The organism is Bacillus sp. sid0103, from assembly GCF_019219025.1.
In genome coordinates this window covers 220,327-243,084 of record NZ_JAHUWN010000003.1, presented here as the reverse complement: position 1 = coordinate 243,084, position 22,758 = coordinate 220,327, and the positions used below count along the sequence as shown (strand labels likewise).

Annotated in this window: 24 protein-coding genes, 1 pseudogene and 2 riboswitches; of the genes and pseudogenes, 22 read left to right on the top strand and 3 right to left on the bottom strand. The window is 39.7% G+C overall.

Annotated features, from left to right (window positions below; all coding sequences use genetic code 11):
* Positions 1-107 precede the first annotated feature (107 nt).
* Both KW850_RS05230 and KW850_RS05225 read left to right on the top strand, forming a co-directional pair.
* Positions 108-857: a Cof-type HAD-IIB family hydrolase gene (locus tag KW850_RS05230; protein ID WP_218346506.1), complete on the top strand. Its 750-nt coding sequence runs from the start codon at positions 108-110 to the stop codon at positions 855-857.
* A gap of 129 nt (positions 858-986) precedes the next feature.
* Positions 987-1,187: a cold-shock protein gene (locus KW850_RS05225; protein WP_218346505.1), complete on the top strand. Its 201-nt coding sequence runs from the start codon at positions 987-989 to the stop codon at positions 1,185-1,187.
* A 432-nt stretch (positions 1,188-1,619) separates the two neighbouring features.
* On the opposite strand, the gene KW850_RS05220 is transcribed toward KW850_RS05225, so the two are convergent.
* A complete protein-coding gene (locus tag KW850_RS05220) occupies positions 1,620-1,817 on the bottom strand; it encodes a YwbE family protein (RefSeq protein WP_218346504.1) in 198 nt (65 codons plus the stop codon).
* Complete coding sequence (locus KW850_RS05215; RefSeq protein WP_218346503.1) at positions 1,810-2,013, bottom strand: hypothetical protein; 204 nt, start codon at positions 2,011-2,013, stop codon at positions 1,810-1,812. The genes KW850_RS05220 and KW850_RS05215 overlap by 8 nt, the downstream gene beginning before the upstream one ends.
* Before the next feature lie 398 nt (positions 2,014-2,411).
* Here KW850_RS05215 and katA point away from each other — a divergent pair, with 398 nt between their 5' ends.
* From katA to KW850_RS05125, 18 genes and pseudogenes are all read left to right on the top strand, one after another.
* Positions 2,412-3,872, top strand: a complete 1,461-nt coding sequence (gene katA / locus KW850_RS05210; RefSeq protein ID WP_218346502.1) for a catalase KatA — start codon at positions 2,412-2,414, stop codon at positions 3,870-3,872.
* A gap of 158 nt (positions 3,873-4,030) precedes the next feature.
* A complete protein-coding gene (locus KW850_RS05205) occupies positions 4,031-4,501 on the top strand; it encodes a GyrI-like domain-containing protein (RefSeq protein WP_218346501.1) in 471 nt (156 codons plus the stop codon).
* Positions 4,502-4,662: 161 nt separating this feature from the next.
* A riboswitch (FMN riboswitch) is annotated at positions 4,663-4,810 on the top strand.
* A gap of 149 nt (positions 4,811-4,959) precedes the next feature.
* Positions 4,960-5,619 carry a riboflavin synthase gene (ribE, locus tag KW850_RS05200; RefSeq protein WP_218346500.1) on the top strand — a complete coding sequence of 220 codons (660 nt, stop codon included), beginning with the start codon at positions 4,960-4,962 and terminating at the stop codon, positions 5,617-5,619.
* Between the two features lie 57 nt (positions 5,620-5,676).
* Positions 5,677-6,300: pseudogene (gene ribB / locus KW850_RS05195) on the top strand (3,4-dihydroxy-2-butanone-4-phosphate synthase); the annotation flags it as partial.
* Positions 6,301-6,359: 59 nt separating this feature from the next.
* Positions 6,360-6,830: a 6,7-dimethyl-8-ribityllumazine synthase gene (ribH, locus tag KW850_RS05190; RefSeq protein WP_218346498.1), complete on the top strand. Its 471-nt coding sequence runs from the start codon at positions 6,360-6,362 to the stop codon at positions 6,828-6,830.
* Between the two features lie 59 nt (positions 6,831-6,889).
* Positions 6,890-7,081: riboswitch (cobalamin riboswitch) on the top strand.
* A 192-nt stretch (positions 7,082-7,273) separates the two neighbouring features.
* Positions 7,274-8,239: an ABC transporter substrate-binding protein gene (locus KW850_RS05185; protein WP_218346497.1), complete on the top strand. Its 966-nt coding sequence runs from the start codon at positions 7,274-7,276 to the stop codon at positions 8,237-8,239.
* Complete coding sequence (locus KW850_RS05180) at positions 8,205-9,266, top strand: FecCD family ABC transporter permease (RefSeq protein WP_218346496.1); 1,062 nt, start codon at positions 8,205-8,207, stop codon at positions 9,264-9,266. Before KW850_RS05185 ends, KW850_RS05180 begins: the two co-directional genes overlap by 35 nt.
* Positions 9,267-9,269: 3 nt before the next feature.
* The gene (locus KW850_RS05175; protein ID WP_218346495.1) at positions 9,270-10,736 is read left to right on the top strand and encodes a heme ABC transporter ATP-binding protein; all 1,467 of its coding nucleotides are present in this window, start codon (positions 9,270-9,272) and stop codon (positions 10,734-10,736) included.
* Positions 10,733-11,716: an adenosylcobinamide-phosphate synthase CbiB gene (cbiB, locus tag KW850_RS05170; protein ID WP_218346494.1), complete on the top strand. Its 984-nt coding sequence runs from the start codon at positions 10,733-10,735 to the stop codon at positions 11,714-11,716. Before KW850_RS05175 ends, cbiB begins: the two co-directional genes overlap by 4 nt.
* Positions 11,673-12,758, top strand: coding sequence for a threonine-phosphate decarboxylase CobD (gene cobD, locus KW850_RS05165; RefSeq protein WP_218346493.1), 1,086 nt, complete (start codon positions 11,673-11,675; stop codon positions 12,756-12,758). Before cbiB ends, cobD begins: the two co-directional genes overlap by 44 nt.
* Positions 12,731-13,303 (top strand): bifunctional adenosylcobinamide kinase/adenosylcobinamide-phosphate guanylyltransferase, encoded by a 573-nt coding sequence (locus KW850_RS05160; protein ID WP_218346492.1) that lies wholly within the window; start codon positions 12,731-12,733, stop codon positions 13,301-13,303. The genes cobD and KW850_RS05160 overlap by 28 nt, the downstream gene beginning before the upstream one ends.
* The gene (locus tag KW850_RS05155; RefSeq protein ID WP_218346491.1) at positions 13,300-14,808 is read left to right on the top strand and encodes a cobyric acid synthase; all 1,509 of its coding nucleotides are present in this window, start codon (positions 13,300-13,302) and stop codon (positions 14,806-14,808) included. Before KW850_RS05160 ends, KW850_RS05155 begins: the two co-directional genes overlap by 4 nt.
* A complete protein-coding gene (cobS, locus tag KW850_RS05150) occupies positions 14,805-15,593 on the top strand; it encodes an adenosylcobinamide-GDP ribazoletransferase (protein WP_218346490.1) in 789 nt (262 codons plus the stop codon). The genes KW850_RS05155 and cobS overlap by 4 nt, the downstream gene beginning before the upstream one ends.
* Positions 15,563-16,162 (top strand): histidine phosphatase family protein, encoded by a 600-nt coding sequence (locus KW850_RS05145; RefSeq protein ID WP_308128756.1) that lies wholly within the window; start codon positions 15,563-15,565, stop codon positions 16,160-16,162. The genes cobS and KW850_RS05145 overlap by 31 nt, the downstream gene beginning before the upstream one ends.
* Complete coding sequence (locus KW850_RS05140; protein WP_218346488.1) at positions 16,114-16,548, top strand: bifunctional adenosylcobinamide kinase/adenosylcobinamide-phosphate guanylyltransferase; 435 nt, start codon at positions 16,114-16,116, stop codon at positions 16,546-16,548. Before KW850_RS05145 ends, KW850_RS05140 begins: the two co-directional genes overlap by 49 nt.
* A gap of 15 nt (positions 16,549-16,563) precedes the next feature.
* A complete protein-coding gene (locus KW850_RS05135; RefSeq protein WP_218346487.1) occupies positions 16,564-17,148 on the top strand; it encodes a cob(I)yrinic acid a,c-diamide adenosyltransferase in 585 nt (194 codons plus the stop codon).
* Position 17,149: 1 nt separating this feature from the next.
* Positions 17,150-17,641 carry an ECF transporter S component gene (locus KW850_RS05130; RefSeq protein WP_218346486.1) on the top strand — a complete coding sequence of 164 codons (492 nt, stop codon included), beginning with the start codon at positions 17,150-17,152 and terminating at the stop codon, positions 17,639-17,641.
* A complete protein-coding gene (locus tag KW850_RS05125; RefSeq protein WP_218346485.1) occupies positions 17,638-18,354 on the top strand; it encodes an ATP-binding protein in 717 nt (238 codons plus the stop codon). Before KW850_RS05130 ends, KW850_RS05125 begins: the two co-directional genes overlap by 4 nt.
* A gap of 20 nt (positions 18,355-18,374) precedes the next feature.
* Here the strand turns inward: KW850_RS05125 and KW850_RS05120 are convergent, their stop codons facing one another.
* Entirely contained in the window at positions 18,375-20,468 is a 2,094-nt protein-coding gene (locus KW850_RS05120) for a transglycosylase domain-containing protein (RefSeq protein ID WP_218346484.1), read from the bottom strand.
* A gap of 223 nt (positions 20,469-20,691) precedes the next feature.
* On the opposite strand from KW850_RS05120, the gene KW850_RS05115 reads away from it, so the two are divergent.
* Together KW850_RS05115 and KW850_RS05110 are read left to right on the top strand one after the other, a co-directional pair.
* Entirely contained in the window at positions 20,692-21,381 is a 690-nt protein-coding gene (locus KW850_RS05115) for an ABC transporter ATP-binding protein (RefSeq protein WP_218346483.1), read from the top strand.
* The gene (locus tag KW850_RS05110; RefSeq protein ID WP_218346482.1) at positions 21,378-22,730 is read left to right on the top strand and encodes an ABC transporter permease; all 1,353 of its coding nucleotides are present in this window, start codon (positions 21,378-21,380) and stop codon (positions 22,728-22,730) included. The genes KW850_RS05115 and KW850_RS05110 overlap by 4 nt, the downstream gene beginning before the upstream one ends.
* Positions 22,731-22,758 lie beyond the last annotated feature (28 nt).

The following is a 22,758-nucleotide window of genomic DNA, read 5'->3' as shown; positions in this document are numbered from 1 at the left end:
TGTTTATTTACTATAAAATGATTATGTAAACATAACAGTTTGCTTAGTTTTTAGTGATGGTGTTAATCTAATAATGGAAATTGTATGAAGGGAGCATGTTATTACATATGGATAATGTTAAAAATGATGTTGAAATTAAACTTGTTGCGCTTGATATGGATGGTACACTGTTAAATAATAAAGGCCAGGTATCCGAAGCAAATCGCAAAGCAATCAATGCCGCTAAGGACAAAGGTATATTTGTAGTTTTAAGCACAGGACGTTCACTGTTGACAAGCCGAGAGCATGCAGATTCTTTAGAGCTAAATTCATATTTGGTAACGGTAAATGGAAGTGAAATATGGGATGACCAACGTGAATTAGTGGAGCGGAATTTGGTAAAGTCCGAGCATATTGAGTGGATGTGGAAATTAACGCAGCAGCATAACACCAAGTTTTGGGCGATTAGTACGGAGCGTAATTGGCATAATGAAATGCCAGAGGACTTACATCAAGTGAATTGGATGAAATTTGGCTTTAATATCGATGATGACGAAACAAGAGCGATCATCATGAAAGAACTACAAGACAAAGGTGAATTTGAAATTAGTAATTCGACCTTAAAGAATATTGAAGTGAATTCAGCAGGAGTTAATAAAGCGAAGGGGCTTGAGCTTGTTTGCCAAAGGCTCGGTTTGGAAATGAAAAATGTAATGGCAGTTGGAGATAGTCTTAATGATTTGGCAATGATCAAGGCAGCTGGAATCGGTGTCGCGATGGGAAATGCCCAAGACATAGTGAAAGAGTCTGCCGATTGGGTAACAGCCACAAATGAAGAGGACGGAGTCGCCAAAGCAATTTACAAATGGGTTTTGTAAAAATGGATGATGATCAGAAATAATTTAATAACTGGATAGTATAGGTAAAAAAGAAATGGGTAAAAATAATTAGGCAAGTCAATTTGCACATTTACATGTAATTGTTACATGCTAGGAGGCTACAAAGAAATGGAACATGGAAAAGTAAAATGGTTTAACGGTGAAAAAGGTTTTGGCTTCATTGAGCGTGAAGGTGGAGAAGATGTATTTGTTCACTTTTCAGCTATTCAAGGTGAAGGGTACAAAACTTTAGACGAAGGTCAAGAGGTAACGTTTGAAATTGAAAGTGGCCAACGTGGACCACAAGCAGTAAACGTCCGTAAATCATAATGACCCGCCGATAAACAGACCCTGCCAAAGGGTCTGTTTTTTATGTTCTGCTTGAAATTCCTAAAGGGTGTTTCATTTACCTTGAAGAGGAAAAACCGTCCGTGCGGTAAATGAAAGGGTGTTTCATTTCCCTTGAAGAGGAAAAAACCGTCCGTGCGGTAAATGAAAGGGTGTTTCATTTCCCTTGAAGAGGAAAAAACCGTCCGTGCGGTAAATGGAAGGGTGTTTCATTTCCCTTGAAGAGGAAAAAACCGTCCGTGCGGTAAATGAAAGGGTGTTTCATTTCCTTTGAAGAGAAAAAACATGTCCACTCGGTAAATGAAAGGGTTCTTTATTTACCTTGAAGGAAAAAACACGTCTACACGGGTAAATGAGAAAGTATTCCACGGTAAAAAAGCCCCTCTGCATTATAGCGCAGAGGGGTTTACCTAATTAATTATTTATTTCCTTTACACGGCCAACTTGTCTATCTGTGAGCCTGACCTTAATACCATGGGGATGAAAACTGGACTTAGTTAATATATCCTTGACGGTACCCTCTGTTAGTTTCCCGCTTCGTTGATCCGCTTTAAGGACAATTTTGACGAGCGCACCTGGGGAAATATCAGCTCGATTTTGACCACTAGACACCCATTTTTCTCCGTGAATTGCTTACTTTTTTCGTTTGCTGACTTTGCAGCTTTTTAGTTGCCATCGAGTTATTTCCACTTACATTTCCTGCCGCAGATTTGTTTTTCTTATTTTGAAGCTGTTGTTTCATCGCCTCTTGCAGACTTATTTTCTTCTTTGTCTCTTCATTTGTATTTGTTTGATTTGAATCAGTCATAAAAAATCCTCCTATATAGGTGTTACGTCCATTATATGCTATTTTCAACAAAATTAACATTTAAGAATAGACATAAGAGATGAACTCCGTAAGAGGTTCTATTAAGTCGTAATATTTTCAAATTTTTAAAAATTTTCATACAATTAATGTGATAGAATAAACGGTGGGACGTCCGTAAATACAACAAAGGACTACAGACAGTTAAAAAAATTTTTTTGGACGTTATTTCGTATTTTTGGAATAACGTCCTTTATTTTTAATACCTATGTAATAGTGGGTACAGGTTATTATGTTGGAAATCAATATTAATTTATAATTATTATAAATTAATATTGATTTTAATAAAATTTATATTATAATTTGCTTAAGTTTTAAAAAATAGTTTACGAGGTGATTAGATGAGTAACGGTAACAAAAACTTAACAACAGGAAATGGAGCACCTGTCGGAGATAATCAAAATTCGATGACTGCTGGAACACGTGGACCTACTTTGATTCAAGATGTACATTTGCTAGAGAAGCTGGCGCACTTTAATCGTGAGAGAGTTCCAGAGCGTGTTGTCCATGCCAAAGGCGCCGGAGCACATGGTTATTTTGAGGCGACCAACGATATGTCAAAATATACAAAAGCAAAACTATTTAATGGGGTTGGAAAACGTACCCCGATGTTTATTCGTTTCTCGACTGTTGCCGGGGAGCTGGGCTCAGCCGATACAGTACGTGATCCTCGCGGCTTTGCGGTTAAGTTTTATACTGAAGAAGGAAACTATGATTTAGTTGGAAACAACACACCTGTTTTCTTCATTCGTGATGCGATTAAATTTCCTGATTTCATTCATACCCAAAAAAGAGATCCAAAAACTCATTTGAAAAACCCGACAGCAGTCTGGGATTTCTGGTCATTATCACCGGAATCCTTACACCAAGTAACCTATTTAATGGGTGACCGCGGTCTTCCAGCAACACTTAGACATATGAACGGCTATGGAAGCCATACTTTTAAATGGGTAAATGCCGATGGAGCGGCTGTCTGGGTGAAATATCACTTTAAATCAGAGCAAGGCGTTAAGAACATGTCAACTGAACTAGCAGGGAAATTAGCAGGCGAAAATCCTGATTACCATACCGAAGATTTATTCAATGCGATTGAGAAAGGGGACTTCCCAGCTTGGAGGCTGCATGTTCAAATCATGCCATTTGAAGATGCGGAAACATACCGCTTCGATCCCTTTGATGTCACAAAGGTGTGGTCTCACAAGGACTACCCATTAATCGAGGTAGGCCGTATGGTTCTCAACCGTAACCCTGAGAACTACTTTGCTGAGGTTGAGCAAGCCACGTTCTCACCTGGTACAATGGTCCCAGGTGTTGAGGCTTCGCCAGATAAAATGCTTCAAGGACGACTATTTGCTTATTCGGATGCCCATCGCTATCGGGTAGGTCCAAATCATAACTTGCTGCCAATTAACCGTCCGAAGGTAGAAGTGAATAACTATCAACGTGATGGTGCAATGCGTTCCGATAATAACGGCGGTGGATCTGTATATTATGAACCAAATAGTTTCGAGGGTCCAAAAGAAGGACCTGGATATAAACAAACAGCCTTTCAGGTTACTGGAGTAGCTGAACAGGTTGCTTATGACCATAATGACCACTATACACAAGCCGGCGACCTCTATCGGTTAATGTCAGAAGAAGAGCGAGCACGCTTAATTGAAACAGTTGTAGGTGCGATGAAGCCGGTTGAGAGAGATGATATTAAGCTTCGTCAAATCCAACATTTCTACAAAGCAGACCCAGAATATGGTGAGAAAGTAGCCAAAGGCTTGAATATAGCAATCCCTCAAGAGGTTAAATAACTATTAAATTAGAATAAGGCCGTTCATATCTTGAGCGGCCTTTTTAATTGCTTATGGGATCTTTAGTTATTTGAATGATTTAGTCGAAATATTTATGCAGGATTTTAACAGTGATCATTAGAATTATATTAATATGATAATTCAAAAGGGGGATTAGAATGAGTATCCAAGTAATAGAAAAAGAAGAAATGAAAGTGGTTGGAATTTCATGGAATGGAACTTACTCGCAAATCCATACACTCCCGAGTCTATTTAAGGAGATGCTTAATCGACTTGAAGAGGTATCTTATCAAACGAACGAACCAGTTTTAATTGCACCTTTTCATAGCAGAGAAACAGAATTTACTTATTATGTAACAACTCCGGTTAAAAAAATTGAGGAAGTTCCAGAAGGTATGGTTGGATTTACGATTCCAAGTAAAAATTATGTTTTTGCTACCCATCATGGGAGTCTTGAAGAAGTAGACAATACATATAAAAAAATATATTTTTGGATGGAAGAATATGGCTATGAACAGGATCATAATGCATTAAGTATAGAAGTATATAAAGAAGAACATAAACAACTAAATGCGAATGGCAAGCTTCATTTTGATATTTATTTACCTATAAAGACATATAAACAATAGGATAGAAGGTAAAATAAGCAGGGTAATTTATCTTATTTTTTAATAATGATAGTTCTAATATTAAGACAATAGTATTAATTTCTTTTTTAGGACATACTATTTAGAGCAAATTCCTTTACTGTTAGAAGTAAGTATCATAACATATAAATATATATTCGAATAATTTCCTTCGGGGTCAGGTGAAATTCCTAACCGGCGGTGATGAAGCAATGCTTCTTAGTCCGTGACCCGGTTAACATTTTTTGTTAAGCGGTGGATCTGGTGAAACTCCAGGGCCGACAGTTAAAGTCTGGATGGGAGAAGGAAAAGACAGGATTAACTATAGGTGAAGTATGCCTATTTTTAAGCCTTTATTTTCTATTGCCTTTTAAAGAACCCTGATGACTTTTGTCTTCAGGGTCTTTCTTATTTTTTTAGAGTCTGAATTAAAGGGAAACATAGTTAGGAGAAGGAACGATATGTTTACTGGAATTATTGAGGAAATTGGCGTAGTCGCGAACATCCAGCGGACTGGTGAGTCGTTTGTGTTAACCATTGAAGCAAAAAAAATACTGAATGATGTCCATCTTGGCGACAGTATTGCAGTCAATGGGGTCTGTCTAACCGTTACATCTTTTACAGGTAAACTGTTTACAGTAGATGTGATGCCGGAAACGGTCAAAGCCAGCAGTTTAAACATGGTTAAACGAGGTTCAAAAGTAAATCTAGAGCGGGCGATGGCAGCCGGTGGAAGGTTTGGCGGTCATTTCGTTTCAGGACATATTGACGGTACTGGCGTTATAAAAAGTAAACAGTCACTTGAGAATGCTGTTTACTATGAGATTGAAGCAGAGCCGGAATTATTAAGATATGTAATCTTAAGAGGTTCCATTGCGGTCGATGGGACAAGCTTAACTGTTTTTGCCGTTTCGGAAAAAAGCTTTACTTTATCGATTATTCCACATACATTGTCAGAATCAATTTTAGGGAATAAGGGTTCAGGAGATATTGTTAATTTAGAATGCGATATGATTGGAAAATATGTCGGTCATTTTATCCATAACCTATCAAATGATGCCCCGCAAAAAAGTAACAAAGGGATAACCGCTAATTTTTTAGAAGAGAATGGATTTTATTAAATAAAGGAATCAAATCAGGCTTTCGTTTTGTTGTACTATTGAAAGGAGAGATGAAACGTGTTTAATACGATTGATGAAGCCCTTTCTGACTTAAAAAAAGGGAAGGTTGTCATTGTCTGTGATGATGAGAACAGGGAAAATGAAGGGGATTTTATTGCCCTTGCAGAAAAGGCAACGCCGGAAGTGATTAACTTAATGGCAACACACGGAAGAGGTCTCATCTGTATTCCGATTGAGGAGGATTTAGCTCAAAAGCTTGATTTATCCCCAATGGTTTCTAATAATACGGATCCGCATGGAACTGCGTTTACCGTTAGCATTGATCACAAGTTTTCGACGACAGGCATTTCAGCGTTTGAACGCTCGGCAACAGTGATGAGTTTGGTTGATCCCGAATCAAAAGCGGATGATTTTAAACGACCAGGTCATATGTTTCCACTTATTGCAAAAGAAGGTGGTGTCTTGCGAAGAACTGGGCATACAGAAGCTGCTGTAGATCTTGCTAAATTATGCGGTGCTAAGCCCGCTGGAGTCATTTGTGAAATTATGAATGAGGACGGAACGATGGCCCGCGTCCCAGAGCTTCATAAAATTGCTAAGGACATGAACCTTAAAATGATTACGATTAAGGATTTAGTGGAATACCGAATGAAAAAGGAAAACTTGGTTAAGCGGGAAGTTTAATTACCTGTTGAAAAGAAGAAATACAAATCACAAAAACTACTTATGGAGGCATACTCATGGGAAATATTTTTGAAGGAAATTTAGTTGGATCTGGTCTGAAAATTGGAATTGTTGTTGGTCGATTTAATGAATTCATCACCAGTAAATTATTAAGCGGGGCACAGGATGCACTAAAAAGACATGGAGTTAGCGAGACTGACGTGGATATTGCATGGGTTCCGGGGGCATTTGAGATTTCATTAATCGCACAAAAAATGGCCAATAGTAAAAAGTATGATGCAGTGATCACGCTTGGAACGGTCATTCGCGGTTCTACTCCGCATTTTGACTATGTTTGTAATGAAGTGGCAAAGGGTGTTTCTGCTATCAATCTAAAAAGTGGCATTCCGGTTATTTTTGGAGTGTTAACAACGGATTCAATCGAACAAGCAATTGAGCGAGCTGGTACAAAGGCAGGAAATAAAGGTTGGGATGCAGCAACGGCTGCGATTGAAATGGCAAATTTATGCAGAAGCATTGAACAATAACTTGTTGTAAAAAAACATATACAAATCATTCCTCATTTTCTATAATAAATATAACAAAAAATATTTTTTTAAATTTAGGTGCTAAAATCTTCTCAGAAGATTTTAAGCTTAAAAGGGAAGTTGGTATAATCCAACGCGGTCCCGCCACTGTAAATGGGAGCAACCTATATTGTGTCACTGTCGTATACGATGGGAAGGCATAGGAAGCGATGACCATGAGCCAGGAAACCTGCCTAATTCTTGTGCGCCAATAACCTACGAGGATAGGAAGGTGTTGAAGGCTAGACTCTCTTTACTTATGCTAGTAACCTGAATCTATCATACCAACATCTCCATTTCATTTTGGAGATGTTTTTTGCTGTTATCAAGCATTTTGTTTGGCACAAGAAAAGATTTATTTTTTGTTACATACATGATACTTTACACAGAAAGCAGGGAGAAAAATGAAGAAGTTGTATTCATTGCTGTTAGTAGTATTATTGACAGTAGGAGTATTAGCAGGTTGTGCTGAAAAGAATGACCAAGTAAACGAAGAGAATAAATCCAGTGTTGAGAAGAAAACGGCGGAAATAACATATCCCCTTACGCTTACAGATGCTACCCAAACCAAAGTAACAATTGAAAAGAAACCAGAAAAGATTGTTTCACTAATCCCAAGTAATACAGAAATTGCATTTGCTTTAGGTCTCGATCAAGAAGTGGTGGGTGTATCCGATTTCGATAATTATCCGGAGGCTGCAACGAAAAAAGAGAAAATCGGCGGACAGGAAATAAATTTAGAAAAAATTATTTCCTTAAAACCAGATTTAGTGTTAGCCCATGCCTCTTCAGCACACAATTCTGAAGCAGGTCTCCAGCAGCTAAAAGATGCTGGCATTGCAGTTTTAGTCGTTAATGATGCCCAAAATTTTGACCAAATTTATGATTCCATTGATATGATTGGAAAAGCTACCGGTGAAACAGTGAAAGCCGAAGAAATGATCACCGCGATGAAGGATAAATTGGCAGATATTAAAGCAAAGGCACAGAAAATAAAAGATAAGAAAAAAGTATTTGTCGAGGTTTCACCGGCACCAGAAATTTATACACCTGGAAAGAATACGTTTATGGATCAGATGCTAAGTTTAATAAATGCAGAAAATATCGCAAATGATCAAGAAGGCTGGATTAAAATTGATCAGGAGGCAATGATTAAACGCAATCCTGATGTCATTGTAACTACTTATGGTTACTATGTGAAGAATCCGAAAGACCAGGTTTTAAGCAGAAAAGGCTGGGAATCGGTCAGCGCCGTAAAAAATAAGAATGTCGTGGATGTCGATTCAGATCGGGTCACTCGTTCTGGCCCAAGGATCGTTGAAGGAGTAGAAGAACTTGCGAAGGCTGTCTATCCTGAAGTTTTTAAATAACAAGTTTGTTGCCTATATTCTAGCTGGAATTTTCCTTGTTCTATCTATTATATTAGGTATTTCAATTGGAACGATTTCAGTTCCAATCTTAACGATTATGAAGATTATCAGTGCAAAATTATTTGGATTTATTTCATTGGAGACAATTGACCCAATGTATTCGAGTATTGTCCTAAGCATACGCTTACCTAGAGTGATATTATCAGGTCTTGTCGGGGCTTCCCTTGCTATTGCAGGGGCAGCCTTTCAAGGTCTGCTCAGAAATCCATTAGCAGATCCATATACATTAGGTGTATCCTCTGGGGCATCTGTAGGTGCAGTGTTAACGCTATTTTTCCAACTTTCCATCCCTTTCATCGGTTCCTTTACCTTACCATTGCTGAGCATTCTATTTTCTTTTTTTACAATCTTTCTAGTCCTTACATTTGCGAGTAAAATAGAGCGTACTTTAAGAGTGGAAACCATTATTTTAACAGGAATTATTTTTAGCTCCTTCTTGGGAGCAATCATATCGCTCATGATTGCGCTTACAGGGGATGAGCTCCGGCAAATTATTGGCTGGCTTTTAGGTAGTGTATCGATGAGAGGTTGGGATTACATAAAAATCATTTTACCGTTTTTTGTAATTGGTTCTTGTCTGCTAATCTTTAATGCCAAAGAACTAAATGCCATGTCGTTTGGAGAAGAACGAGCACAGCATTTAGGAGTCAATGTTCATAAGAAAAAGCTCATAATCTTAACGGCAGGCTCTATTTTAACTGGAGCGGCGGTTGCGGTGTCAGGCACCATTGGGTTTGTAGGATTGGTGATTCCACATCTTTCGAGATTATTGTGGGGCTCTAATCATTGCCATCTTCTTCCATTATCGATTATTACGGGAAGCGGTTTTTTAATTTTGGCTGACCTGATTTCAAGAACGATCATATCTCCAACGGAATTACCGATTGGTGTAATTACTGCCTTAATTGGTGCTCCGATTTTTGGAATCATTCTGCTGCAAAGAAAAAAGATGGAAAGAAGTGGTTAAAGAATGCTGAACGTGCAAAAGGTTTCTGGAGGATACTCGAGTGAAGCAATTCTGAAGGACCTTTCTTTTGACGTTAAAAAGGGAGAACTATTCGGGATATTAGGACCAAATGGAAGTGGAAAGACAACCCTTTTGAAAATGCTAAGCGGCATTTTACCGCTCCAAAAAGGGGAGATTCTGATCCATGGCAAACGTCTGCAGGAATACAAGGCAAAACAGTTGGCCCAAATTGTTGCTGTCCTGTCCCAACATTCATCACAATCTTTCTCTTACACGGTTAGAGAAACCGTCTCCCTCGGGCGTTATGCCCATCAAAAGGGGTTATTTCAAACCTGGAGTAACGACGATGAAGAGGTTGTCCAACGGGTAATGAATCAAATTGGTGTGGCCAAATTCCAACATAAAAATATTCAGGAGTTATCAGGCGGTGAAAAACAAAGAGTATTTCTCGCCCAAGCCTTAGCGCAAGAACCTGAAATTCTTCTTTTAGATGAACCCACGAACCATTTGGATTTATCGTATCAAAAGGAATTACTAGATTTCCTAAAACAATGGACAGCAGAAAACGGTTTAACTGTCATCTCGATTTTTCATGATTTAAACCTTGCTGGGCTTTATTGTGACCGGTTGCTCCTCCTTGAAAATGGACGGATTAATATCGATCACATTCCTAATGAGGTGTTACGTGAAGAACGAATAAGAGACGTGTACCATACCGATATCCAAAACCACCCCCATCCTAAAGTCGCTGCACCACAAATGGTTTTACTGCCAAAGGTGAAGAGCGAATTGCTGGATTTTCATTTAGATGATTCGAGGTTACATATATCACAAGATTTTATCGAGTTCACATCCCCGATACCATTAAGAACGATGTCCTCAGGAGTAATTGGCTCAGGTACCGGATGGCATCAGACATTTGTAAATCGGCATGTCAACAAGGATTATAATTGTCATGATCACCGTTCAGAAATGGCTTCATTTCTCAAATCAAAAGGGATGGAACCGTCCGAAACAGTTGGAATGATGACTGCAGTAATATTGGAGGATGTCATATACAAAACGTATACGAGTGACACCTTCTCGATTTTTGTTGTTGTAACAGCTGGAGTGGGAAATGCAATTGATGCCTCGAAAAGTGAAGTTCATTCGTATGATAAGGTACCTGGAACAATCAATACATGGATTTTTGTCGATGGTGAGCTAACGGAGGAGGCTTTTATCCAAAGCATCATGACCGCAACGGAAGCGAAAGTAAAGGCGTTGAATGACCTAAAGGTAATGGATGAACTCACAGGAACTTTCGCTACTGGAACTTCGACAGATAGTATTTTAATTGCTGCAACTCAAAGGGGAGAAAGATTGGAGTTTGCTGGAACTATTACCCCATTAGGAAAGCTGATTAGTAAGGCTGTTTACCAGTGTACAACCGAAGCGATTCAAACATCAAATAAAAGGAAACGAAAATGATCGTCTATCATTTAGTCGCAATTACAGGTGCCTATTTTATTGACATGTTTATTGGCGATCCACCCAATTGGCCCCATCCAGTCAGATGGATTGGGACGATGATTACATTTTTTGAAAAACGTTGGAATAAAGGGAAGTATAAGAAATGGAATGGGGTGGGAATGCTCCTTTTTATTTTACTATTTGTTTTTTTCGTCGCACTGGTTTTAGTTGTAGTAAGTTATTGGGTGCATCCCTTTGCTGGGATTTTAGTAGAAAGTATGATTATTTCGACAACCATTGCCCAAAAGAGCTTAAAAAGTGCAGCGGTAGAGGTTTATCAACCATTAGTCAATGGGGATCTAGCTAGAGCCCGTGAAAAACTATCCTATATTGTGGGGCGTGATACAGCATCCCTGGACGAAGGAGAAATTGCACGGGGGGCGATTGAGACGGTCGCAGAAAATACGAGTGATGGTGTGACAGCCCCTATGTTTTGGGCACTCATTGGCGGTGCACCACTTGCGATGGTTTATCGGGCTGCGAATACTTGCGACTCGATGGTGGGCCATATGAACGAAAAATATAAAGAGTTTGGCTGGGCGTCTGCAAAATGGGATGATGTGATGAATTGGATCCCCAGCCGATTAACAGGGATGATCATGCTGCTTTCTAAACCACCTGAAAGGACAGGACAGAGAATGGCGTGGTCCATTTTGTTCCGTGATGCGAAGAAGCATCCAAGCCCTAACAGCGGCTGGGGTGAAGCAGCTGTCGCGGCTATTTTAGGGATACAACTTGGCGGTATCAATTATTACAAAGGAGTCGTTTCAGACCGTGCAAAAATGGGAGAATCGCTCCAGCCGATTCAAGCGAATCATATTCTTAAAGCCAATTCTATTCTTAAGAGAACGGTCTTTTTATTTTTATTAATGATATGGATGGGAGGAATGCTCCTTGATTTGGCCTTCACATGGCTCGAATCCTCAATATTTATATGAGGCAATGGGGTTAGCTCTTCCGAAGCAGTATATTGATTTTAGCGCGAATATCAATCCACTTGGACCACCACCTGCGTTAAAGGAAAGGTGGCAGGACTTTTTTAAAGAAATTCATGTCTATCCAGATCCATTCGCTACACAGCTAAAGGATAGGATTTCTAAATCAGAACAAATCCCGATGGATTTTATTTTAATTGGTAATGGTGGTGCAGAACTTATCACACTACTTGCACGAAGACTGGCTGGCAAAAAAGTCGTCATCGTGGAGCCGGCATTCTCAGAGTATGAAACAACTTGTCAGGCCAACAACTGTGAAATTGTCTATCATCAATTGAGAGAGCCAAGGTTTGAATTGATTTCAGATGATTTACGTTCCAGTCTAAATGGTGCAGATGCCTTATTTTTGTGTAATCCAAATAATCCAACTGGCATTCAATATCCAATGTCAACGATTATTTCGATCTTAGAGGAATGTGAAGAGCAAGACTGCCTCGTCATTTTGGATGAAGCATTTTTTGATTTTTTAACCGATTATGTTTCGTTTGTACCATACCTAAATAGGTTTTCAAATTTAATTATCATTCGTTCGCTGACAAAGATGTTTGCGATTCCTGGAATTCGCTTAGGATATTTACTCGCTCAACCAGCCATTGTTTCAGAACTTGCCAAACTGCAATCACATTGGAGTACCAATACCATTGCGTTACTGGCTGGAGAACTTTGTATGCAAGATGAATCTTTTATTAAAGAGTCACAAGAATATATTGGTTATGAGCGGAAAAGGCTTTTTGCTTTTTTTAAGCAAAATGAATTTGTTGTTTCTGCTTCTTCTGTTAATTTCTATTTATTGCAAGATCCGCAGATAAAAGATCAATTCGCCTTATTTGAGTTTCTTCTTCATAAGGGTATCATTCCCCGCCATACCTTTAATTTCCCAGGTTTGGAGGGACGCTGGCTGCGTTTTGCAATTAAGGATCATGAAGAAAATAATCAACTAATGGAGGTGCTAGCACAATGGCGGCATCCTCATTCATCTTTGTAACAGGCGGAGTTAGAAGCGGGAAGAGCAGGTTTGCTGAGGAGAAAGCAGTAGAGGTTGCTAGAAAGACAAACAGCCGGCTGAACTATCTAGCAACGGGTGTTCCATCAGATTCAGAAATGGAAGAACGAATTAAAAAACACCAACACGATCGCTTTGCAGGTACCTGCCAGTGGAAAACGTATGAACAATCACATCAAATAGGGAAGATTGCTGGGGAGTTTCATGTGAAAGATGTGGTTTTAGTAGATTGTGTCACGACACTATTAAATAATGAATTGTTTACTGCTAAGCAAATATGGGATGAGCGATTTTTATTCACCGTTACAGATCATATTCTCTCCGGGATTACTTCGATTAAAAAACGTGCAGGGACTATGATAGTTGTTAGTAATGAAGTATTAAATGAACCATTCCTTGACAATGAAATGGTGATTACCTACGGGCGTTTGTTAGGACAGATCCATCAGTATTTAGTCAATGAAGCGGATCAAGTGTTTTTAGTAGAGGCGGGGATTCCCATCGTCATGAAGGGAGAAATTCGATGAAAGGAATTATGATTCAGGGGACAGCTTCCGATGTAGGCAAAAGTCTTATCGTAACGGCCTTGTGCCGAATCCTTGCCAATGAAGGAGTAAGAGTTGTCCCGTTTAAGTCACAGAACATGTCTAATAACTCCTATGTCACTAGAGACGGAAAAGAGATTGGCAGAGCGCAGGGAATTCAAGCGGAGGCAGCAAGAGTTGAACCAGACGTTTGGATGAATCCAATTCTACTAAAGCCTCGTTCCGATCTGCAAGCAGAAATTGTTTATCTAGGAAAAGCAATCGATACCTTTTCGGGATGTGGATATCGGGATCACTTTTATGAGAAGGGGATAGAAGTGATTAAGAAATCACTTCAACACCTTTCCACTCATTTTGATGTGGTGGTAATCGAAGGAGCTGGCAGCCCAGTTGAAATTAATTTAAAGGACCGAGAACTTGTTAATATGAAGGTAGCTGAATTAGCGGATGTACCAGTGATCCTGGTTGCTGATATTGATCGCGGCGGTGTGTTTGTGAGTATCGTAGGCACGCTGGATTTACTGGAACCTCACGAACTGGAACGAGTTGCTGGTGTGATTATCAATAAATTCCGCGGCGATCTCACCCTATTTGAAGATGGAGTTCAATGGCTGGAAGAAAAAACAGGTATCCCTGTTTTAGGTGTATTGCCATATGTGGAGAATCATATGATCGATGGAGAGGATTCCTTATCAATCGGGACCCAATTTTCTAATCGCCAAAAAGGAATAGTCGATATTGCGGTCATCCACCTGCCTTATATTTCAAATTACAGTGATATGGAACCATTCTTATTTGAAGAAAATGTATCTCTTCGCTGGATCAAACATGCAAATGAATTTGGACAGCCGGATGCGATCATCATTCCTGGTACAAAAAGTACCATTAGCGACTTGGAAAATTTACGAGATAAACAGTTAGATATCCTAATCAAAACGCATGTGGCAAATGGCGGTTTTGTTGTTGGGATTTGTGGCGGGTATCAAATCCTCGGCCAAGAAATGATAGATGAAGCTGGTTCAGACACCAGTATCCCCAACTTGACAGTAAAGGGTTTAGGCATTATCCCTGCAACGACTACTTTTTATAAGGATAAAGAAACAAATCGTGTCATTGCTCATTATCACAAAGATACAGGATTGCGACCTAATCAGCCGTTAGAAGGGTATGAAATCCACCTAGGAAAGACCATATTTCCAACAAAAGTGTGTCCGTTTTTAACATTTGCTACTGGGGAAGAGGATGGTTATTTCGGAAATGACGGTCAAATCATTGGGACGTATCTTCACCATCTATTTCATAATGATGAATGGAGAAATCAATGGTTAAACATGATTCGCAAAAAGAAAGGGTTGCCGATCGAGGGAATCCGATCGATTAACGAGTTTAAGGATAAAAGATTTGATTTTTTAGCCGATGAGATGAAAAGTCACCTAAAATGGGAGCTAATAAAAAAGCTCATCGATCAATGGGGCTCAAAATCATGAAGTTTTGGAAGGGTTTCTTCATTAATATTCAATTTTTTACGGCGATACCTATCAATAAAGTATTACCCATGGATAACGAACATCTTAAAAAGGCAGTCCAAGCCTTCCCACTTGTTGGATTGATTCAAGGAATCATTTATGCAGCCGTGTATTATTTCTGCCTTGAATATACTCCTTTTTCTCATCTGGCTTCGGCGTTCTTACTCTGGCTGGCGACGATTGTTTTGACTGGAGGAATTCATCTAGATGGCTGGATGGATGCCAGTGATGCATATTTTTCCTATCAAGACAAAGCGAAAAGGCTGGAAATTATGAAGGATCCAAGGACAGGGGCATTTGGTGTTCTTTCCATTCTTGTTTTATTAAGCTGTCGGTTTCTCTTCATGTATGAAAGTACAGCCAATGTCGAAAATGTACTATTTTTCATGATTGCTATGATTCCATTTTTAAGTAAGAGTGTAATGGGCATTCTGTTGTTAACGGTTAAGAGCGCCAAAGATGAGGGACTCGGCAAGCTGTTTCAGAATGCGGCAAAACCTCAAGCGCTATGGCCGTATCCTATTTATTTAATTAGTCTTTTCATTCTTATCAGTTTCGTAAATAAAGCTTTAATTCTAATGGGTTTATTGATTCTAGTGGCAGCCTGTTGTTTACTCTTGATTCGCCGGAAAGCTGTGAAATGGTTTGGAGGTATTACAGGGGATGTCTTAGGTGCTGCTGTAGAAGGGACTGAGTTACTACTGTGGATGACCGTGTGGTTATTGCATTATTTCGTCATGGTATAACGGAAGAGAACAAACGAAAAGCCTATTTGGGCTGGAACGATTCACCTTTATCTCATGAAACAAAGGATCTCGTCATTTCAAAAAGCTACCAACGTTATTATTCTAGTGATTTACAAAGATGTGTTGGTACAGGAGAATGGTTATTTCCAACTGCCAACATGCATCTTGTCATGGAATTACGAGAAATGAATTTCGGTAGTTGGGAAGGGAAAACGTACGAAGATTTGAGAGAAAATAGTCATTATCACCACTGGGTGATAGATCCATGGATTCATTCTCCACCGGGCGGTGAATCCTTTCACGTCTTCAGCAAAAGGGTTGATTCTGCCTGGGTTAAGATTATTGAAGAGGTTCTTAACTTAAACTTAAAAAGCTGTGCGGTGATTACCCATGGCGGGGTTATCCGCCATCTTTTATCAAGGTTTGCCCCTCAGCCGAAAGAATTTTGGGAATGGCAGGTAACGCATGATCAAGGCTACGAACTTATTTTTGAGAAGGAATCGCTAAGGAGGGGTGAACGATGCATTTTATTATTGGAGGAGCCTTTAACGGCAAAAGAGCATGGGTAAAGAATACCTACAGCGTTTATGAGAATAAACATTGGGTATCTGCGTACGATAACCACTCTCTCCCGATTAACTTGATCGATTTCTACCAGGATGTAGTGATCCTTGAGGGTGTTGAAATATGGTTAAAAGAGTTAACTGCAACAATGGATGCTGATAAATGCCGGGTGAAATGGGTTAATTGTTTAGAGGAATGGCTCAATTGGGAACAAGCTGAGCTGCAGCGCCAGTTAATTGTCATAGGAACTGATATATCAAAAGGAATTGTTCCTATGGAGGCAGCAAATAGACGATGGCGGGATGTAACCGGATGGGCATATCAAGATATTGCAGCCAAATCAGAAAAAGTTGACTTGATTTGGTATGGCTTAAATCAAACTATTAAGTAAAGGGGAATGAAATCGATGAGAATTTATACAAGAACAGGTGACAAAGGAAAAACAAGTATTATCGGAGGAAGGGTAGACAAAGATGATACCCGAGTCGAAGCATACGGAACAGTAGATGAAGTCAATTGTTTTGTCGGTCAGGCTATTCAAGAACTCGACCCTCTTTTATTTAAGGACGTGCTTGGTGATCTTGAAAAAATCCAACATGAGCTGTTTGATTGTGGCGGCGACCTTGCAAATGTGACTGAAAAGCGAGAAGTAAAACTTCAACAAGAAGCCATTGATTACCTAGAAAAGAAAATAGATGAATATATTGCAGAAGCACCAGAACTGGAGCGATTTATTTTACCGGGAGGTACTAAGCCATCAGCATCGATTCATATCGCCAGGACCGTGACTCGAAGGGCCGAAAGATTGGTTGTTAAGTTGGTAAAATCCGACACCAAAACATCTGAACTAGCATTAATGTACCTAAACCGTCTCTCCGATTATTTCTTTGCGCTGGCACGCGTGATCAACTTCCGCTTAAAAGTCCGTGATGTAGAATATGTCCGCAGTGCCAAGGTGTTCAGGGATGTGAAGCGTAAGGATGACAAGTAGAATGAAGGGTAAATTGATTAGCGGGCTGGCGATGTTAACCGCATTGTCTGTTGTCGGGGCGATGATTAAGATTCCGGCTATTATTGGCAGCGTCGCTTTAGATGCATTCCCAGCTCTATTGGCAGCGGTCCTGTTTGGTGCGGGGCCAGGTGCGTTAGTGGGAGCATTTGGTCATCTCTTATCAGCATTAATAGGTGGATTCCCACTCGGCCCTCTGCACTTTTTAATTGCTGTTGAAATGGCCCTACTTGTATGGGGGTTTGGCCGTCTTTATAAAACCAAGAAGATTTTAGCTAGTGTGTTTTTCATTATTGGTAACTCATTTGTTGCACCGTTACCCTTTATTTTTCTAATGAATACAGGCTTTTATTTGGGGATTGTCCCTTCACTGCTCATTGGTTCTATCATCAATACTGTAGTCGCAGTGGTCACTATTCCTCGGTTATCATCCCTGGTCAAGCAGGGATTACCTAATCGGGATGTAAAACAATGAGGGATATCGTTACAATCCCTTTTAACGGTGGAGAATCCCTCATTATTGCTTGTGATAATAGCGGAGCCATTGGGATGAAGGAACAGGATCTTGTTCAAGTTTCCTACGAAACGGTCGCTTATTATGCATTTAGAGTCGCCGTCATGGAATGTATGGCTGCAGGTGGGGTGCCAATTTCAGTCGTCCTCCATAACTTTTGCGGAAATGAACCATGGGATGAACTGGTTAGGGGAATCGAAAAGGGGCTGTTCGAACTAAGGCTATCGGATGTAAGGATAACCGGGAGTAGTGAGAGTAACTTTTCACTCGTTCAATCTGCAGTTGGATTAGTTGTTCTCGGCAAAAAGCCAACTGCTAAAACGACTGATATTACTTACTCTAATCAGTGGAGCTTTGCCGTTATTGGATTGCCGCTCGTTGGAAACGAAGTGATCGAACTACAGGATCAGGTTGCCCCTCTATCTATTTTTCAAGAGGTCAGCAAGGTTCAGGATGTCATTCTATGGCCGGTTGGTTCTAAAGGAATCTTATATGAGCTTAATCAACTGTTCTCAAATGAAGACCTAACCCAAGAAATGATCGTCACAAACGTGGATATGTTAAAATCAGCTGGCCCCTCCACTTGTTTCATCGCCGTTATCCATCCAGACCAAGAAGAAACATTACGAAAAATGACAGGAAGTTTGTTCCACTCCTTGCAGATAAAAAAATAGCACCGCATTGGTGCTATTTTTTACTGCCGAATTCTTTCTATAATTGAATTAACTCCCTGACCAAGCTTATATAAAGCCCTATCGAAACTTTCTTTCCAACCTGGAGCATTTTCCTTTATCGTTTTTCCGATTTTTTGTGCATTTTCATTTAATTCCTTGCTAATTTTCTTCGCTTGGTTATTGATGCTTATCTTCAAAGGAACATCACCTTTGAGTTGATCATTAATCGAAGTCACTTCAAACTGTTCCTTTGGCAGATGTGGAATGGACTCCTTCATTATCTCTTTAAATATCGGCACCACATTGGCCGAACTTGGACTTGGCAAGTAATGTTCCCGGTCTGTTTGGTCGAACCCTAACCAGATAGCGCCGACAAGATTTGGCGTATATCCAACCATCCATTGGTCCTTGGTTCCACTAATATCACGATAAGGTAATTGAGTCGATCCCGTTTTTCCAGCAATCTGCACACCAGGGATGCGGGTGCGCCTAGCAGTTCCTGATTCGACTACATTTAAGAGCATCGATGTCATCTCATCTGTTACCTCTGCGGAAGTTACTTTTGTCGTTTTTGCTTCATGCTCTGCGATCACATTTCCAGTGGGTCCGACTATTTTAGTGATCAAGTGGCTATCTTCTCGGTTCCCGCCATTTGGGAAAGCAGAAAAGGCGTTAGCCATTTGAAGAGGGGAGACCCCTTTACTCATCCCGCCTAGTGCAATGGCCAGGTTTTTATCTTCTTTTTCGACAGGGATCCCAAACCTCTTCAATGACTCGATCCCCTTATTTAAGCCAATTTCATTTAGCAGCCATACAGCTGGGATATTCAGCGACTTCTCAAGTGCCTTGTACATTTCAACCTTGCCTTCATATGTTTTTGAAAAATTTTCTGGTTTATAATTTCCGAAGGTGATTGGTTTATCAACAAGCTCGGATGAGTATTTGTAGCCTTCCTCAAGGGCAGGTGTATAAACGGCCAATGGTTTGATGGATGACCCTGGCTGTGCCCGTAATTGGGTTGCCCGGTTAAAGCCTCGGAATACATGCTCGCCGCGGCCGCCAACTAAAGCACTAACCCCTCCTGTAGCAGGATCCATTAGAACAGAGCCACTTTGGACAAGCTTTCCGCCTCTACTGCGCGGGAACAAATAGTCTTCACTATACACCTTTTCAAGAGCAGTCTGAAGATTTTGATCCATTGCAGTGTAAATTCGATAACCTCTCGTAAGGATTTCCTCTTGTGTCAACCCATATTTATAGATCGCTTCATTTAGGACCGCATCCACATAATAAGGGTATTTTCGTTCAACATTGCTTCCGCCGCCATCATGCAGGCGGATCTTTTCTTTTTTAGCTTGTTTATACTCTGAGTTAGAGATCATACCAAGTTCTTTCATTTTACTTAAAACGGTATTTCGTCTTTTCATTGCTAAATCATAGTTTTTATAAGGGTCAAGATAATTGGGTGAATGCAGTAAACCGGCAAGCATGGCTGCCTCACTGATCGTAACGTCTTTAATATTTTTATCAAAGTATTTTTTGGAAGCGTTGCTGATTCCCCAGGCACCGCTCCCGAAATAAACCTGATTAAGGTACATCTGTAAAATCTCGTTTTTGGAGTAAACCTTCTCAATTTTTACCGCTAAAAATAATTCCTCCGCTTTTCGCTTATAGGTTCGTTCTGGAGATAAGAGGGCATTCTTCGTTAACTGTTGGGTTAATGTACTGCCGCCGCCCGTTACCCTGCCTGCAAACAAGTTGCTGAAAAAAGCACGTGCAATCCCCTTTATATCAAAGCCGCCATGCTCATAGAATCGTTCATCCTCAATCGCTACGACGGCATTAGGGACATACTTAGGCAAATCCTTGATTTGTACTCCTTTCGTCCGATTAGTGGCAACATTACTAGCTAGTTTCCCTTTTTTATCATATATAACTGTCGGCTGGCTTAGGCCTTGTTTTAGTGATTCTACATTTGCTCTCATCGCAATCCAGCCAAAATAAAGGATGGTGGCTAAAACAACCACTAGGATGAGTAATAATAATATTTGAGTTAAATGTTTCTTTTTCCAGAAACGAACAATCTTTTCCCAATAAGGATGTAATTTCTCCATGTGATCTCCTTACTTTCAAAAAGTAATTTTCAATTCTTTTATTATAAATTTTATCAATTAAAAAGACTAGTAAAAGCCCATATAGAAACTAATATTCCCATATGTAACCAAAAAAACGTAATAAGCGTCTAACAAGTTGTGAAAAAATATTTATTCCTTTGTAGGGGTCAGATGAGTTTGCTTCGTCTATTATGGTGAAGTGATTGGGAAACAGGAGGATATGATGATAACAATAAAAAACTTAAGCCATGACTTTGTGATTGGAAAAAAAGGGCGACAAACAATTATTCCAGTACTAAGAGATATTTCTTTTAGCGTCGAGAAAGGTGAAATTGTGACCATAGTGGGCAGAAGCGGGTCAGGAAAATCGACTCTCCTTAATTTAATCAGTGGTTTCATTCATCCAAAAGAGGGGGAAATTTGGATAAGCGGGGAAAAAGTATCAGATTTGAATGAATCGAAATTTGCTGACTTCCGGATCAATCATCTAGGCTTTATTTTTCAAAGCTTTCAATTGATTCCAAGCATGACGGCATTTCAAAATGTAGAATTGCCATTGATATTAAAAGGTGTGAACGAAAAGGATAGAAAAATAAAAACTGAAGCTATGCTTAAAAAAGTGGGATTACTAGATTACCAGGATCATTATCCTGGAGAACTATCAGGCGGACAGCAGCAGCGGGTAAGTATCGCCCGGGCCTTAATTGTGAATCCTCCGATTATTCTTGCCGATGAGCCGACAGGGAGCCTTGATAGTGAAACAGAGGAAGAGCTACTCTCATTTATTAAGGAATTAAATAAGGATATGGGCATCACATTTTTAATTATCACCCATGATGACAAGGTCGCCGAAATTGGCCATCACAAAATTGAATTAAAAGATGGACGCATTGTCGAGGGGGTGACGATATGAAGCTAAGAGATCAATTCCGCTTTGTCCGTCAAAATATGAAGAAAAATAGAACGAGAGTCTTCATGACGATTCTAGCAACGGCAATGGGATGTGCCTTTTTAATTGTGCTTGCCTCAGTAGGGTTTGGGCTGCAGAAATCGGTGGTAAAAGAAATAACCGAACGGAGGGTCATTACCCAAATCGATGTGCATGGCAAAGAAACAAAAGATCAAGGTGTGTATCGTCCTTTAAATGATAAAGATGTTCGTATATTTGAAAAGATAAAAGATGTGAAAGCAGTGACTAGAAGGAAAATGTTGCAGCAAGAAAGTACCTATTCGATTGAAAATTATCAAGTTGGAACACAAACCTTTGTGGCTAATTTTCCTGCCGAAATAAAAGCTGGTTTCGAATTATCGGAGGGACGTCTGCCAAAGGAGAAAAATGAAGTGGCCGTGGGCTATAATTTCCTATTAAATCTGGCTGACAAGGATGCTGGCGATGATCTGTATGATGAAAAAGGGCAGATTAAAGAAGCGTATCTCTACAAGGGTGATTTACTTGGAAAAGAAATTGTATTAACGATTCGCCAGTTTAAAGAGGGGAAACAAATCGAAAAAACGATTCCCTTGAAAGTAGTGGGAATCTCTAAAAAGCCAACAAAAGAATGGGCCCAAGATAGCAGTGTCTTTATTTCGGATGAGATGTTAACAGAAATTGAGAAGTTTACGGGGACACCAAAAGGGTACATGTTGGATGCAAATACTAAAAAAGTATCTGACGACCTAGAGGTTCATAAAAATGCATATGATGAAGTAAAAATTTATTCCAAAAACATGGAAGCAGTCCAAAGTATATCTGATCAGTTAAAAGATAAGAATTATGCTACATATTCAGTTGTAAATGAATTAAAAGAGGTAAATATGGTGTTTATGATTGCGAAGGCAGGTCTTATCTTTATTGGGACAATCGCAATCCTGATTGCTTCTATTGGTATTTACAATACAATGACGATGGCGGTAACCGAGCGGGCACCTGATATTGGAATCATGAAAGCCATTGGAGCGAACCCGAAAACAATTAAGCGGATCTTTTTGCTTGAAAGCAGTTATATTGGGTTAATTGGTGCACTCATTGGCACGATCGTATCATATGGAATTAGCTATACCGTTAATTTTGCGATCCCATTGATTATCAAACAGGCATTTGGCCAAGAAACGGAATTAGACCTAATCTTTAGTGATATCCCGCTGGTTTTACCAATTATTTGTATCGTGATTTGTTACGCTGTGACGATTATTTCAGGCTTACGCCCAGCGCAGCGTGCAACTAAGGTTGATGTATTAAAAGCCATGCGAAGAGAGGTCTAATGTGGTAAAAGATAATAACCCATGATAA